The organism is Agathobaculum sp. TL06 (assembly GCF_054658635.1).
Map to the genome: position 1 here is coordinate 45,301 of NZ_BAAGGY010000006.1, position 15,192 is coordinate 60,492.

Annotated in this window: 10 protein-coding genes; all 10 read right to left on the reverse strand. The window is 63.4% G+C overall.

Annotated features, from left to right (window positions below):
* Positions 1–13: 13 nt before the first annotated feature.
* Entirely contained in the window at positions 14–1,300 is a 1,287-nt protein-coding gene (gene hflX, locus ACYQ3S_RS04880) for a GTPase HflX (protein ID WP_459687592.1), read from the reverse strand.
* 69 nt (positions 1,301–1,369) lie between these two features.
* Positions 1,370–1,573: a 50S ribosomal protein L31 gene (rpmE, locus tag ACYQ3S_RS04885; RefSeq protein ID WP_031475830.1), complete on the reverse strand. Its 204-nt coding sequence runs from the start codon at positions 1,571–1,573 to the stop codon at positions 1,370–1,372.
* An 88-nt stretch (positions 1,574–1,661) separates the two neighbouring features.
* Positions 1,662–2,120 (reverse strand): S-ribosylhomocysteine lyase, encoded by a 459-nt coding sequence (locus ACYQ3S_RS04890; protein ID WP_459687593.1) that lies wholly within the window; start codon positions 2,118–2,120, stop codon positions 1,662–1,664.
* A complete protein-coding gene (locus tag ACYQ3S_RS04895; RefSeq protein ID WP_459687594.1) occupies positions 2,117–3,511 on the reverse strand; it encodes an MATE family efflux transporter in 1,395 nt (464 codons plus the stop codon). The genes ACYQ3S_RS04890 and ACYQ3S_RS04895 overlap by 4 nt, the downstream gene beginning before the upstream one ends.
* Before the next feature lie 102 nt (positions 3,512–3,613).
* Complete coding sequence (locus ACYQ3S_RS04900; protein WP_459687595.1) at positions 3,614–4,270, reverse strand: HAD family hydrolase; 657 nt, start codon at positions 4,268–4,270, stop codon at positions 3,614–3,616.
* A 41-nt stretch (positions 4,271–4,311) separates the two neighbouring features.
* Positions 4,312–5,565 (reverse strand): chloride channel protein, encoded by a 1,254-nt coding sequence (locus tag ACYQ3S_RS04905; protein WP_459687596.1) that lies wholly within the window; start codon positions 5,563–5,565, stop codon positions 4,312–4,314.
* A 31-nt stretch (positions 5,566–5,596) separates the two neighbouring features.
* Positions 5,597–6,250, reverse strand: coding sequence for a nucleotidyltransferase domain-containing protein (locus tag ACYQ3S_RS04910; protein ID WP_459687597.1), 654 nt, complete (start codon positions 6,248–6,250; stop codon positions 5,597–5,599).
* Positions 6,251–6,319: 69 nt separating this feature from the next.
* Positions 6,320–7,825, reverse strand: a complete 1,506-nt coding sequence (locus ACYQ3S_RS04915) for an IMP dehydrogenase (protein ID WP_459687598.1) — start codon at positions 7,823–7,825, stop codon at positions 6,320–6,322.
* 341 nt (positions 7,826–8,166) lie between these two features.
* Positions 8,167–11,733 (reverse strand): helicase-exonuclease AddAB subunit AddA, encoded by a 3,567-nt coding sequence (gene addA / locus ACYQ3S_RS04920; protein ID WP_459687599.1) that lies wholly within the window; start codon positions 11,731–11,733, stop codon positions 8,167–8,169.
* 1 nt (position 11,734) lies between these two features.
* Complete coding sequence (locus tag ACYQ3S_RS04925; protein ID WP_459687600.1) at positions 11,735–15,100, reverse strand: PD-(D/E)XK nuclease family protein; 3,366 nt, start codon at positions 15,098–15,100, stop codon at positions 11,735–11,737.
* Positions 15,101–15,192 lie beyond the last annotated feature (92 nt).

A 15,192-nucleotide genomic window follows, 5' to 3' on the forward strand; every position in this document is an offset into this window, starting at 1 on the left:
CCCGTCACCCGCATCATTCCTCTGCCAGATATTCCGCTACCCTGCCGTAGGTCTTGTCATCCACGACCGCGCGGACCACCGTGCCGTCCGCTGCGTATTCGACCGCTTCGACCTGCGCCTCGCGGTGCAGCATATCCAGCACCGCCCCATCGCTGTACGGGATGCGCAGGCACACCCTGTGCTTGCCGCGGCCGAGCGCGCGCTCGATCGCCGCGAGCAGCGCATCCAGCCCCTCTCCGGTTTTCGCGGAGATCGCGACGCCCTCGTCCGGCCGGTAAAACGGAAGCGTATCCGGCGCGCATTTGTCGGCCTTGTTATACACCATCACGCGCGGAATATCCTGCGCGCCGAGCTGGGTGACCACCTTTTCCACGGTTTCCGCCTGCTGTTCCCAGTCCTCGTCCGAAACGTCGACCACATGCAGCAGCAGGTCGGCATAGGCCAGCTCCTCGAGCGTCGCCTTGAATGCGGAAACCAGATGGTGCGGCAGCTTGCGGATAAAGCCGACTGTATCGGACAACAGGATCTCCTGTGTGTCCGATATCCGCTTTTTGCGCGTGGTCGGGTCAAGCGTGTCAAACAGCCTGTCGTTTGCCGGAATGCCCGCTCCGGTCAGGGCGTTGAGCAGCGTGGATTTCCCCGCGTTTGTATAACCCACGATCGCGACCAGCGGCATCTCGGTCTTTTTACGTTGGCGCCGCTGCACGGCACGCACCTGACGCACCTGCTCCAAATCCTCTTTCAGCTTGTCGATGCGGCGGCGGATATGGCGGCGGTCGGTTTCCAGCTGGGTTTCACCGGGGCCGCGCGTACCGATCGGGCTTTTGCCGCCGCCGGCCGTCTGCCGCACCAGATGCGTCCACATGCCGGCCAGCCGCGGCAGGATATACTGGTACTGCGCCAGTTCGACCTGCAGCTTGCCCTCGCCCGTGCGGGCGCGCTGCGCGAAGATGTCCAGGATCAGCGCCGAGCGGTCGAGCACCGTGCATTTGGTCAGCTCCTCCAGGTTCCGCATCTGGGAGGGCGACAGCTCGTTATCAAACAGGATGAGCGAAGCCTCGTTCACTTCGGCAAGCTGGCGCACCTCCTCGGCCTTGCCCTCCCCGATGAACGTGCGCGCGTCCGGCGCCGGCCTGCGCTGCAGCGTCATGGCTGCCGCCTCGGCTCCGGCGGTTTCGGCCAGCGCCTTCAGCTCCGCCATCGTGCGTTCGTCCGCGTCCTGCTCAGCGGTAAAGCCCGGGCAGGACAGGCCGACCAGCACCGCGCGCTCCGCCCTGCTTTCGATTTGGTTTTCGGTCATACGGTTTCCTCCTCTCCGCATAACGAAACAAAAAACCATCGAACACAAAGGTTTCGATGGTTTCCCGTTTTACTTATCCAGATTGAAACGCTTCTTGAAGCGATCAACACGTCCGCCGGTGTCTACCAGCTTCTGCTTGCCCGTGAAGAAGGGGTGGCACTTGGAGCAAACGTCAACGACGATGTTCTCCTTGGTGGAGCCGGTCTCAATGACATTGCCGCAGGCACAGCGGATCGTGGTCTGCTTGTACTCGGGATGGATGCCCTGTTTCATGTTGTTTCACCTCTTTCCACGGTAAGTCGCATTAAACCTCTTACAGTCGTAAAATTATGATACCACAGCAAGCGCCAAAATGCAAGCATTATTTTTCATATACCAGTTTTTCTTCGGTCCAGCCCGCAAGCACGGGAATCATGGACGCGGCGAGCCTTTTTGCGCCCGCCAGATCGTGCAGCCGGTAGTTGCCGCACTCAACGCGACTCGCGCCCGGGATCCCGCCTTCATAGCCGGCGATGAACGCCATCGTCCGCTGCACCAGCGCGATCGCGTCGGCTGCTTCCATATCCCGCACCAGAAAATAAAATCCGGTTTGGCAGCCCATGGGACCGCAGTAAATAATTTTTTCTGAAAAATCCGAATTGCGGGCGAACGTTGCAAAGAGATGCTCGAACGTGTGACCGGCTGCAGGCTCGATATAGATTCCCGCATTGGGATACACCATGCGGATGTCGTAGGTCGTCACGTCGCCATCAATGCGCGAGGTATACATCCCCGGCTTGAGCTTATTATGGTTCACCTCGAAGCTTGCGATCCGTTTCAAGCCTTGCCCTCCTTTTCCATCCCTAAAAAGCGCAGCTCGGTGCGGTATTCCTTCCACAGCAGCGCGTAGGAGATAAAGAACGCCGCGATCTCCGCGATCGGGAACGAATACCAGATCGCGCCCAGTCCGAACCATCTGCCCAGCAGCCAGGCCGCGGGAAGGATGATAACGAGCTGGCGGCACACCGACACGACAAGGCTGTTGAGGCCGCGCGCGGTCGCCTGGAACAGCGTCGAGTTAATGATGCCGAACGCCGCGCCGATAAACGACAGGCTGATAATCCTGAGCGCCGGAACGCCGACCTCGAGCATCTCCCGCGCCGCGGCCGCGTCCGTGCGGTCGACGAACATCATCAGCATGGTTTCCGGAATCGCCTGGAACACCACCAGCCCCAGGCCCATAATAACCACCGCCGCGGTCAGCGCGATCTTATAGGCGCCGAACAGGCGTCCCTTATTCCGCGCGCCGTAGTTGTAGCCCATAACGGGCAGCGCGCCCTGGTTCAGCCCGAAAACCGGCATGAATACAAAGGTCTGCAGCTTGAAGTAAACCGCCAGAACGTTGACCGCGGTCTGCGAAAAGCTGATCAGGATAGCGTTCATGCCGGCTGTCATCACCGAAACCACGCTCTGCATGACGATGCCCGGCAGGCCGACACGGTAAATATCCTTCACGGTCTGCAGGCGCCACTTGAATTCCCGCATCTTTATCCTGAGCACCTTTTGGTGGATAAAGACGCCCCACAGCCCGATCAGCATGCCGAACACCTGTCCGATCACAGTCGCGGCGGCCGCGCCATATACGCCCATTTCCGGAAACGGGCCGATGCCGAAGATCATCAGCGGGTCAAGAATGATGTTGATGATCGCGCCGGTCAATCCCTGGCACATCGGGATAATCATGTTGCCGGTGGACTGCTGTATTTTCTCGCACATCATGGAGATCATGACGAAAAAGCTCATCCCGACCGCGACCTGCGAATACTGCACCGCCTGCTCATACACATCGGGCGCGGAGCCGAACGCGCCAAGGAACGGCGGCGCCAGCACAAAGCCGACGACAACAAACGCCAGGCCGCCGATAACCGCCAGCGCGATGCCATGCTCCGCGGCGGAATCTGCGTGCAGCTGCCGCTTTTCACCCAAACGGCGCGAGATCAGCGAGTTGACGCCCACGCCCGTTCCCACACCGATCGCAATCACCAATTGCTGCAAGGGAAAAACCAGCGAGACCGCGGCCAGCGCGCTCTGCGAATACTGCGCGACAAAGATGCTGTCAACAATATTGTACAGCGCGTTGATCAGCATGGAGATCATCGCGGGCAGCGCCATGGAAAAAATCAGCGGCCCCATGCGCGCCGAACCCATTTTGTTTTCCTGTTCCAATTTCATTCCCCCTAACGACAACGAAGCCGCCCCGAAGCTTGTCCGGCGCAGCTCAAATTTATCCTCAATTATAGTTTACGGGATAATCGTTGATATTGCAAGCTTTTTTTACAGTTTCCCTGCCAGTTCGTCAAAGGAGGCCTCCACAAAAAAGTCGCTGGCGGCCCGCAGCTCGGCCTCCCCCGCCGCATAGGCCGGCTCGGCCATGCCGCACACCCGAAAGCCCGCCCGCTTTGCGGTCACGCCCGCGTAGGGTGCGTCCTCGAACACGATGCAGTCCGCAGGGCGCAGCCCCAGCCGCTCCGCCGCGCGCAGATAGATATCCGGCTCGTGCTTGGAGATGCCGACATCCTCGATCGTCAGCATGAATGCGAAATAATCCAGCATCCCGCGGTCGCGCAGCGCCTTTTCCGCATGCCGCCGCGCGGTCAGCGTGGCGATCGCCATTTTTACGCCGCGGCGGCGCAGCTCCTCCAAAAATGGGAACACCCCGTCCTTCGGTCTGGCTATCGTTTCATAGCGCGCGGTGATCAGGCGGTCCATCCCGTCCATCATGCCCTGCGCGTCGATCGGCAGCTCCGGATAGCGCTCGATGAAATACTGCGCCACCTGCGGCTGGGAAAAGCCCTCGGTCACCGCGTAGTCCTGATCCGTGATGTGCAGGCCGAACTGGCTCAGATACCCCTGCGTCAGCCGTTTCCACACCGGCATGGAGTCGAGCAGCGTGCCATCCATATCGAAAATTGCGCCTTTGAAATCGTGCATTGGTTCTCTTCCTCCCAGGGAACACCGGCGGATGCGCCGCCTTACTTGGTTTTTCTGTCGATAAATTGCGGCCGCATCTTGGAGTACAGGATCTTCTGTTCGCTGTACAGGCCGTAATAGCCGCTGAGCATATAGGCAATGGAAATCACAAGCGCAAACAGGCCGAGCGACTGCCCGCCGAACAGCTCATAGGCCAGCAGGATCGAGGTCAGCGGGGAATTGGTCACGCCGCAGAACACCGCCGTCATGCCAAGTCCGGCGGCGAAGGAAGGGGCGAGACCAAAAAGCCCGCCGTAAGCAGCGCCGAACGTCGCCCCGATGAACAGCACCGGCACGATCTCGCCGCCCTTATACCCCACGCCAATCGTGATGGCGGTCAGCACAAGCTTGATAAAAAACGCCGTGTAGTGCGCCTCCCCCGCAATGGCCCGCTCGATCACCGCCATGCCCGCGCCGTTGTAGTCCCGCGTGCCGAGCAGCAGCGACACCGCCGCGACAGCCGCGCCGCCGGCGGCAATGCAGATATACTGGTTGGGGATCCGCCTTTTCAAAAAGCGCCCGATCTGGTGGAACAGGATGCAGACCACCGCGCTCAGCACCGCGCATACCACGCCAAACAGCACCAGGCGCGCAACCAAAGCCGCGTCGAGCCGGTCCGGCACGGCATGGAGGGCGAAGCGCGTGGTTTCTCCCCCCAGCGCGACCGCGACGCCGTGCGCAATCAGCGACGCCAGTACGCACGGGAACAGCGCCGCATAATACATCACGCCCACGCTGATGACCTCCATCGCGAATACGGTCGCCGCCAGCGGCGTGCCGAACAGCGCCGCAAAGCCCGCCGCCATGCCGCACATGGTAATCGTGCGCGAATCGCGGTCGTCCAGCCGCATCCAGTGTCCGATGTTGCCCGAGATCGAACCGCCGAGCTGAAGCGCCGCGCCCTCACGTCCCGCGGAGCCGCCGCACAGGTGGGTCAGCACCGAGGTGACGAAAATGCTCGGCGCCAGCCGCAGGCGGACCGGATGGTTCTCCCGCACCGATGTTAAAATAAAATTCGTACCGCGTTCCAGCGGCATTTCGCTCTTCTTATACCAGAACGCGATGAACACGCCCGCGAGCGGCAGGAGATACAGCAGCCAGCCATGCTGCTCCCGCATCCTCCCCGCCCAGTCGAGCGCATGGTGGAACGCCGTGCCGGTCACCCCGACCACAACGCCGATCACAACCGCGAACACGCACCATCTCGCAAAGATAAGCGCGTTTTTCGCCTGCTTCTTCCAATACTCCCATTCCATTCCCACACTCTCCTTCATTCCTCAAAAACCCTCAAGTGTAAGACCGGATCAGGCTGCCTGCCCACTGCAAAAGCCGCTCGGATTGGATTTCAAACGGTTCCGTCCCCTCCTGATGCGGCATGCCCGCCGCCAGGATCAGCCGCTCCTCTCCCTGCAACAGCGGCAAAAGCTCCGACCGGCGGGCGACAAACGCGCCCGTCCGACAGAAATGCGCTGCGCGCAGGACGAAAAAGGCGGATTTATACAGTTCCCGCAGGAGCTGCCCGCTTTTTTCGTGCAGGCGGTTATGTACGCACATGTGGTAGAGCCCGCAGGCGCCGATCCGCACGGCGCGGCGGGCGTCGGACGGGCCGAAGCGCTCCCGCAGCGCCGCAAGGCTGCCGTACCACACCCTGGTATCATAGTAGAACCCGAACAGCTCGGACGGCTCCCAGTGCAGCAGCTCTTCCCTGCCGGATACAAAGCCGCACACCTTGTCCCGTGCGGGCAGGCTTTCCAGCACCGCCTCATAACGCGGCCAGTCCTCCATGTGCCATGCGTCCAGGATCACGACCACATCGATGTCGCTGTCCGGCCCCGCTTCCCCGCGGGCTCGGCTGCCCTGCAGGCCAACGCAGCACACCCTTTCACCGAACGCTTCCAGCACTGCCTGTGTGAACGCGTCCATCCATTTTTCCGTATCCATGCCTGCCTCCTTTCCGATAAGAATTGCCCCGCAGTCTTCTACGGGGCAATCTTCGGGTCAAAAACCGTATTACTTGGACGTTGTCGAGGTTTCTTTCAGCACAACGTCATGCGCGCCGCCCTCGACAATCGAGGTGGCGGATACGAGCGTGATCTTCGCCTTCTTCTGGAATTCCGGAATGGAGAGCGCGCCGCAGTTGCACATGGTCGAGCGCACCTTGCTCAGCGTCAGCCCCAGGTTATCCTTGAGCGAGCCGGCGTACGGCACATAGGAATCCACGCCCTCCTCAAAAGACAGCTTCTTGTCGCCGCCCATATCGTAGCGCTGCCAGTTGCGCGCGCGGGCCGATCCTTCGCCCCAATATTCCTTCATGTAGCTGCCGTTGATGTTGACCTTGTTGGTCGGGGATTCGTCAAAGCGGGAGAAGTAGCGCCCCAGCATCAGGAAGTCCGCGCCCATGGCCAGCGCCAGCGTGCAGTGGTAATCGTGTACGATGCCGCCGTCCGAGCAGATCGGCACATATACGCCGGTTTCCAGGTAATATTCATCGCGCGCCGCGGCAACCTCGATCAGCGCGGTCGCCTGGCCGCGGCCGATGCCCTTCTGCTCGCGAGTGATGCAGATCGAACCGCCGCCGATGCCGACCTTGACAAAGTCCGCGCCCGCGTCCGCGAGGAAGCGGAAGCCTTCCCGATCGACGACGTTGCCCGCGCCGACCTTAACTGTGTCGCCGTAATTCTCGCGCACCCACGCGAGCGTGCGGCTCTGCCACTCGGAAAAGCCCTCGGAGGAATCGATGCACAGCACATCCGCGCCGGCCTCGACCAGAGCGGGTACGCGCTCGGCATAATCGCGGGTATTGATGCCCGCGCCCACCACATAGCGCTTATGCTCGTCAAGCAGCTCAAGCGAATTTGCCTTGTGGCTGTCATAGTCCTTGCGGAACACCAGATAAACAAGATGCTGCTCCTCATCCACCAGCGGGAGCGAATTGAGCTTATGATCCCAGATGATATCGTTGGCGATCTTGAGCGTGGTGTCCGCCGGCGCGGTAATCAGCTTTTCAAACGGGGTCATGAACTCGGACACCTTCACGTTGGTCTCCATGCGGGAAACGCGGTAGTCGCGGCTGGTGACGATGCCGAGCAGTCTACCGGTAGCCGTGCCGTCGTCCGTGACCGCAACGGTGGAGTGACCGGTCCGTGCCTTCAACTCGAGGATATCCGCCAGCGTCTGATCCGGCTTGACGTTGGAATCGGATACGATGAAGCCGGCCTTGTAGCTCTTGACGCGGGACACCATCGCGGCCTCGCTCTCGATGGTCTGCGAGCCGTAAATAAAGGAAATGCCGCCCTCCTGCGCGAGCGCGATCGCCATGCGGTCGTCCGAAACCGCCTGCATGATGGCCGAAACCATCGGGATGTTCGCATACAGGGAGGACTCCTGTCCTTTTCTGAACTTGACGATCGGGGTGCGGAGGCTGACGTTCGCCGGAATACATTCCGCGGACGAATAACCGGGTACGAGCAGGTATTCGTTGAACGTGTGCGAAGGCTCGCTGAAATAATACGCCATGCGTTTTCCTCTCCTTTTTCATTCCTGTTTTTCCAGATTGTATATTGCTTTTTATTATATCCTTTTTACCAGGTAAAGTAAAGCGGGCATATAGCAGATTTTGCAGGTTTTTGGCGCGGCCCGCTTATACAAAGCGCGCAATAGCGATGCGGGCAATAGAAAGAACCGCAGCAGATCTGCTGCGGTTCTTTCTATTAGAAATGAGGAATGAATGTTGTGGTCTACTTAAAAACTTGCGGCGTTTTCCGCCGGCGGGGTTGCTCTCTTTTGCTGATAACAGGCTACCATCTATCCGCGGCCTTGTCAACCCGATCGGCGTTTTCTTAACGCAACCTTAACCGCTATTTCCCCATTTCCCAGGTATTTCCCGTATCAAAAAAGTACAAAACACGCTGTTTCACCGGCCTGCCGAAAACCGCCTCCACCGCGTCCGCATACGCGTCAAGCTGCGGGCGGTACCGCGCCGCGCGGGCGGCAAGCCCGTCCTTTGATACGCGGTCTGTTTTGAAATCCACGATCACAAAGCCCTCCGGCGTGTCGATCAGGCAGTCGATCACGCCCTGCAGCAGCACCTTTTCCTCCGGCGCGTCGGCCGCGACCGGAAAATACCGCGCGGCCGGCACCAGCACGGAAAACTTGAACTCCCGCCGCACTGGATGCTCCGCCATCAGCCCGTGGTACAGCGCCGAGGTAAAAAACGCCCGAATCTTTTCCGGCTCAATCGCCGCCGCCTGCTGCGGCGACAGGATGCGCTTTTCCTCCAGCCGGTCGCGCTCACGCTCCACGCCGTCCGGCGCGGCGGCCGCCGCGAAATCGCAGAACTGCATAAACAGATGGTGCGCCGTGCCAATCTCAGCGGGCGTGAGGCGCCGCGCCTCCTGCTCGAACAGCGGCGCGCGCAGCTTCGGCTCGCGGCGCGGGGGCGCCGTCTCCTCCGCGGCCTCGTCCGCACGGTAGCCGCGGCCCACGCCGGTCGCGGTCAGCTTGCTGGGCAGCTCGGAAAGATACGCGCGCGGATAGCTCAGGTAGGGCTTGACCTCGTACCCCGCCGTATCCGTCTCCACATAGCGCAGCACCTCCTGTTCCGGCGGCGCCAGCTCGTCCGGCTGGTACACGCGCAGGAGGAACGCATCGTTATCCGTACCGTGCTCCGGCACCGACAGGCCATACTGCTCCTTCAGCGCGCGCGCGCAGGGGTGCCGCAGCAGCGGCGCGAGAATCCAGGCCAGCGGCGCGCGCACCGCGCCCATCGCATACTGCGGCAGCTCGTCCAGCGCGGCCAGCCGCGCCCATTTTTCCAGCGACCGCTGCAGCGTTCCGCTTGCGCAGGTGAGGATGAGCTTCTCTTTCGCGCGCGTAAGCGCAACATACAGTACGCGCAGCTCCTCGCTTACCATCTCGCGGCGCTGCAGCACCGCGACCGCTGTGCGCTCGGCTGTGTCGTACTGTACGCCGCGGCTCCGGTCGCGGCACTTGCCGCCAAACCCCAGGGACTGATGCACCAGCACCGGCTCGCGCAGGTCCGCTTCGTTAAACTGCTTCGCGCAGTCCGCCACCAGCACCACCGGAAATTCCAGCCCCTTGGACTTGTGGATGCTCATGATGCGCACCGCGCCGCCCGATACCTCCGCGCCGACCGTCTGGAAGTCCTCGCCCGTTTCCTGCATGCCGCGCAGCAGGCGCACGAACGCGAACAGGCCGCGGAAGCCCTGCCCCTCGAACGCCCGCGCCCGCTCGAAAAAGGCGAGCAGGTTGGCCTGCCGCTGCGCGCCGCCCGGCAGCGCGCCGTACAGGCCGAGCGCGCCCGTCTGGTCATAGATCTCCCACAGCAGGCGGTACACCGGCTGGTCGCACGCGAAGCCGCGCAGGAAATCCAGCCGCTGCAGGAACGCCTCAACCTTCGGAAAATCGCCGCGCGACTGCACCAGCGCGTCGTAATAGCTTGCCTTGCGGTCTGTCAGACGGATATCCGCCAGTTCCTGCTCGGTGAAGCCGAACAGCGGCGAACGCAGCGCGCCGATCAGGTCCACGTCCTGCCTCGGGTTATCGATCACGTTCAGGAGCGAAACCACCGCGCCCACCTCGGCGGTTTCCAGCAGGCCGCCGCGCTCCTCCGCGCTCGCGGAAACGCCCGTCTGCTCAAGCGCGGCGATGAACGTGCGCGCCTTGGTTTTGGGCGAGCGCAGCAGGATCACAATATCCCCCGGCGTGACCGGACGCAGGGCGCCCGTTTCCTTATCCAGCACGGGAAAGCCCTCGTCCAGCAGCGCGCGGATGCGCTGCGCAGCAAGCCGCGCCTCGAGCGCGGTCTTGTCGGGCGCGTCGTCGTCCTCGCCAAGCCCTGCCGCGTCCACCAGCAGCACCTCGGTCCGGTAGCGCGGGTCGTCCGCATCCGGATAATAGTCTGCGCCCAGATGCAGCGCTTCCCGTTCGGTATACGCCTGGCCGCCCACCGTTTCGCCCATCACGGCGGCAAACAGGTAGTTGCACGCATCCAGCACCGCCGCGCGCGAGCGGAAGTTCCGCCCCAGCACCACGCGGCGCGGCTGTCCCGCGCCCGCTTCCCCCGCCTCGGCAAAGGTCCGGTATTTGGACAGGAAGATGGAGGGGTCGGCCAGCCGGAAGCCGTAGATGCTCTGCTTGACGTCGCCCACCATGAACAGGTTGGTCCCATCGCGGGACAGCGCGCGGAAGATCGCGTCCTGCACGGCGTTGGTGTCCTGGTATTCATCCACCGCGATCTCCGCATAGCCTTCGGACAGCGCTGCGGCCAGCGCAGAGGGCCGTCCCTCCTCGTACAGCAGGCGCACCGCAAAATGCTCCAAATCGTTAAAGTCCGCCGCGTTCCGCGCGCGCTTGGCCGCGGAAAAGGCGTCGTCGAACGCATTTACCATGTCGATCAGCGCAAACAGCGCGCGCGCGGTCAGGGCGCGGTCGTATTCAGCCTCGGCCGCCGTAACGGTCAGCCATTTGCCGCGGATGGCTTTGGCGGCGTCCTTCCACTCCTCGCGCATCGCCTTGACTTCCTCAAGGAACGCCTTGTCCTCAAATTTACGCGCGGCTCCCAGCCGGTCGAACGTGATCGACCGCGCGGCCTCCACACAGTCGTCCCAGTCCCCGCCGCGCAGGGCTTCCAGCAGGCGCTCGGCGCGGTTCAGGTCGCTCGTCAGCGCGGGCAGGTAAGCGTCGGCCAGGCCGTCGACACCGGTCACCGCGGCCGCTGCCATGCGCAGAAACGCCGCGCCGTGCTCCGCCGCCGCGCGCGCCTGCGCAAGCAGGACGCGCCCGTGCGGGGTATCCATCCCGCGCGCGTACAGCCCTCGCCGCACCTCCTCCAGGAAGGCGCGCGGGTCGGGATGCGCCTGTATTTTTTCGTAGGTGCCAAGGATGACCTCGCCCAGCTTCTTGTCGTCCCGCCCTGCGGCGAGCAGGTCGCAGAGCGCGAAAAAGCCCGCGTCCCCGCGCTCGTATGCCGCGTCGAGCACCTCCTCAAGCACCTCGGCGCGCAGGATCTTGCCCTCGTTCTCATCCATCAGCCGAAAATCCGGCGCGATGCCGAGCGCCGCCGCCTGCTCGCGCGCGAGCGACAGGCACAGCGCGTGTACGGTCGTGATCTTCGCGCGGTGTACCAGAAACATCTGGCGGCGCAGGCGCGTATCGTGCGGCGCTTTCGCCGCCGCCTCGCCCAGCGCGGCGCCGATGCGCTCGCGCATCTCGGCTGCCGCCGCGTTAGTAAAGGTCACGAGCAGCAGACGGTCGATATCCACCGGATCGTTCGGGTCGGTCAGCCGCGCGAGCACGCGCTCAACCAGCACCGCGGTCTTGCCCGAGCCTGCCGCCGCCGACACCAGCAGCGCGCCGCCCCTGTCATGGATGGCGGTTTCCTGCTCTTTGGTCCATTGCGGCATGTCATTCACCCCCTACCTGCTGCCAAAACTCCTCGTCCGACAGGTGCCGGAGCCACCGCGCCCTGTCCCCCGCCGTTTCATCGAAGCGGCAGGCGGCGCGGAAGTCGCACCAGTCGCAAAAGCTCGATGCTTTATCCTTTTTGCACGGGTCCGCGGCCACGCTGCCCGCGCGCAGCTCGCGCCCCATTTCGAGCAGCTTTTCATGCGTATACCTGGCCAGCTTTCCAAACCGCGCCAGGTCGGCCACTGCGGATTTCGCCGCGAGCGAGGGCGCGTCCTCCCCCTTTTTCACCTTGATCGTGACCGGAATAAACCGTCCGTCGCCTTCCAGCCCGTGCTCCATCGCCTCGAGCAGCTCCATGTCGTCGCTCAACAGGCCGCTGCGGCGCAGCGCCTTGTCGCGCAGGGCGCGGAGCGCGTCCTCGTCGATATCGCGCGCCGCATCGGGCAGCTCGTCCCGCACGGGGACGTATAAAACGCCCGCGGGTACGATTTCGTTGAGCGTTTGGGTCAGGCGCTTGCGGTAGCGCTCCAAGCCCTCCTGCTGAAGCGCATACAGGTAGATAACAAGCTGCATGTTCAGCCCATACCAGATATCCGACAGGGAAAACGACTTTTTGCCGCTTTTGTAGTCCATCACGCGCAGGTACAGCCGCCCGTTTTTGATATACCCGTCCACGCGGTCCACCTTGCCCGAGAGGGACACCGAAACGTCCCCCTCCGCGCACAGGACGGGCGGCAGGTCGCCGCCGCGCGAAAAATCCACCTCATAATCGATCGGTGCGAAGTCGGAAACGCGCAGCTCGTCGATCACGTTGTCCAAAATTTGCTCGACCGTGCGTGTCAGCCGCCCGAACAGATAGCGGAAGCGCGCGGTCTTGTTCTCCAGGCCGCCCAGTTCCTCCTGCACATACTGCCGGACCGCCGCGCGGCAGGCGCGCCGGACCGCCGCTTCCTCCGCAGCCGCCGCGCCGCCCGCGCCTTTTCCCAGCGCGTTCAGCGCATGCTCCAGCACATAGTGGATGAACGTGCCGGTTTCGAGCGCGTCAAACCGCGCCACGCGGCGCGGCCTGGCTTTCAGGCCGTACTGCATGAAAAACGCGAACCGGCAGGAGTAAAAGGTGTCCACGCGCGAGGCGGTCAGGTTGAGGCTTTTCCCATACAGCCCCTCTATCGTATGCGGGCTGGTCAGCGGCCCCCGCCCGCGCCGCTGCCGCGCGGCATGGTGTACCCGCTCGTCGTCGCGGTAAAAGCCGTAGGCCGCGCGCACCGCCGCCGTGCGGTCGCCGGACAGGTATGCGCAGGCCATTTCGACCGCCGGACGCTCCGCCTGCAGGCGGTCCTGCGCGGTTTCCGTCTGGTGCGTGGAAAACGGCGCGTCGGGCAGCAGCCCCCGCACCACGCCCACAAAATACGACGGGCGCGTCTCCCCTCCCGCGGCGTCGCTCATATGCCAGATGAGCAGCAACTCCTCGGTGGGGCAGGCAAGCGCGCGGTACAGGGTCTCCTGCTCCATGAGCAGGCGCTCCACGCCGTAGGCTTTCAGTTCCACCCCCAGCGCGTCCAGCTTGTCCCGCTCCATATCGCTGAGCAGCGAGGCGGAGGAGGGCGCCTTGGGGATCAGCCCGTCGTTTACCCCGAGCAGGATCACATATTTCGCGTTTTCCCCGCATGCGCGTTCGATATTGCCGCAGGTCACACGGTCGAGCGAGACGGGTATCGTACCTACGTCGTATTCGCCCAGCACCAGACGGAACAGCTTCGCAAACCGTTCCGCCGTCAGCGGCGTATCCCCGCATACCCATGCGAACTGCTCCATGGCGGACACCAGAATCTCCCACAGCTGGCGGTACTCATCCGCAAGCTGCAGGCGTCCGGCCGCCTCGTGCGCGGCCGCGCGATCGGCCATGCGCCGCGGCGCGTCCACCGCGAGCAGGAAGTCGTACAGCGCACGCACACAGCCAGACGCCGGCTGCTCCCCTTTCAGCCTTTCGCGCAGCGCGGAAAACGGGCCGATCAAGCGCGCGCGCAGCGCGTTCAGCTCCGCAAGCTGCGCCCGCGCGCGGTCGTCGAACGGCTGACCGTACCCGTCCGGATGCTCGGTCCATTCCCGCTCCCACGCGCCGCCGCGGATATTCCAGGTCAGCGCGTAATTCTCCAGCTTGTCCGACTCCTCGCGCGTCAGGTGCATCAAGCCGGTTTTGAGACAGCCGAACAGGTCCTCGTATTTGAAATAGGACTGCGCCGCGTTCAGCGCGCCCGTGACCAGCGCCATCGGCGGGCGGGAGAGCAGGTCGGGCTTTTCCGCCAGGAACACCGGCACGTCATATCGCGCCATCGCCATGGCGAGGAACGCGCTGTACGGCTCGATGTCGCGCGCGGCCACCACGAAATCGCGGTAGCGCGCGCCCTCATCGCGCACCTTGCGCCGGATATAGGCCGCCGCGTGCTCGCACTCGTCAAACGGCGACGCGGCGGCGTACAGGCGCACCCCTTCGCACGCCTCCTGCGGAACGCGCACGGGCAGCAGGCCTTGCGCCTCCACCGCCGCCAGGCCCGCCGGCCGCGCAACCCTGCTTGCGCCAAGCTCGATGCGCTCCGCTTTCCGGTTATGCCGCTTTGCCATGCGCTCCAGGGTCTTGACCGTTTTGCAGCCCGTGACGAATATTTCCGGATACGCCATATCGCAGGCGACCGCGGCCGCCAGCGGCACGCCCGCCGCCAGCATGGCATCGACCACGGCCAGCTCCTGCGGCGTAAAGCCCAGAAAGCCGTCCAGATACACCGCCGCGCCGTCCAGCACATGACTTTCCGCAAGCCGGTCGCGCAGATGGGTCAGCCGGTCGCGCGGGTCGGGCAGGGATTCGTCGCACAGGCGCTCATACGCGGTCAATAACTGCGCCAGGTCGGACAGCTTCGCTGCAAGCGCCGTGTCCCCGCACGTCTCCGCGGCGGCGAACAGCGCCTCCGGCGCGACCGCACAGGTCTTGCACTCGTCCACCAGCCCCAGCGCCTCGCCGAGCAGCTCGGGCTTGTCCGCCAGGCCGCCCCATACGGACAGCCCGCCCTGAACACGGCGCGCGGCCTCCTGCAGAGTGAGGAGCTGTCCGGCCGGCGTCAACATCTGCTGCGCCAGCCCGCCGACCTCGGAAAACACCCGATCAGCCAGGCGGGAGAACGTCAGCACCTCTGCGGTGCGCGCGCCCCGATTGTCCGTCGCCGTGGCGAGCGACCGCTCCATCCGGTGTGAGTTCAGCTCCGGCACAAGCAAGATCTGCCGTCCCTCGCCGCTTTCACAGCGGGCGGCGATCTCCCGCAGGATCGCCGTTGTTTTGCCGCTGCCCGCGCGGCCGGTCCAAATGCGCATGGCACTCTCCCCTTCCATTGCTTTTTATCATACCATGAACCCGAACATGCGCGCAAGCTCCCCACAGAAAAGGAAAATTTATGGTTGACTTT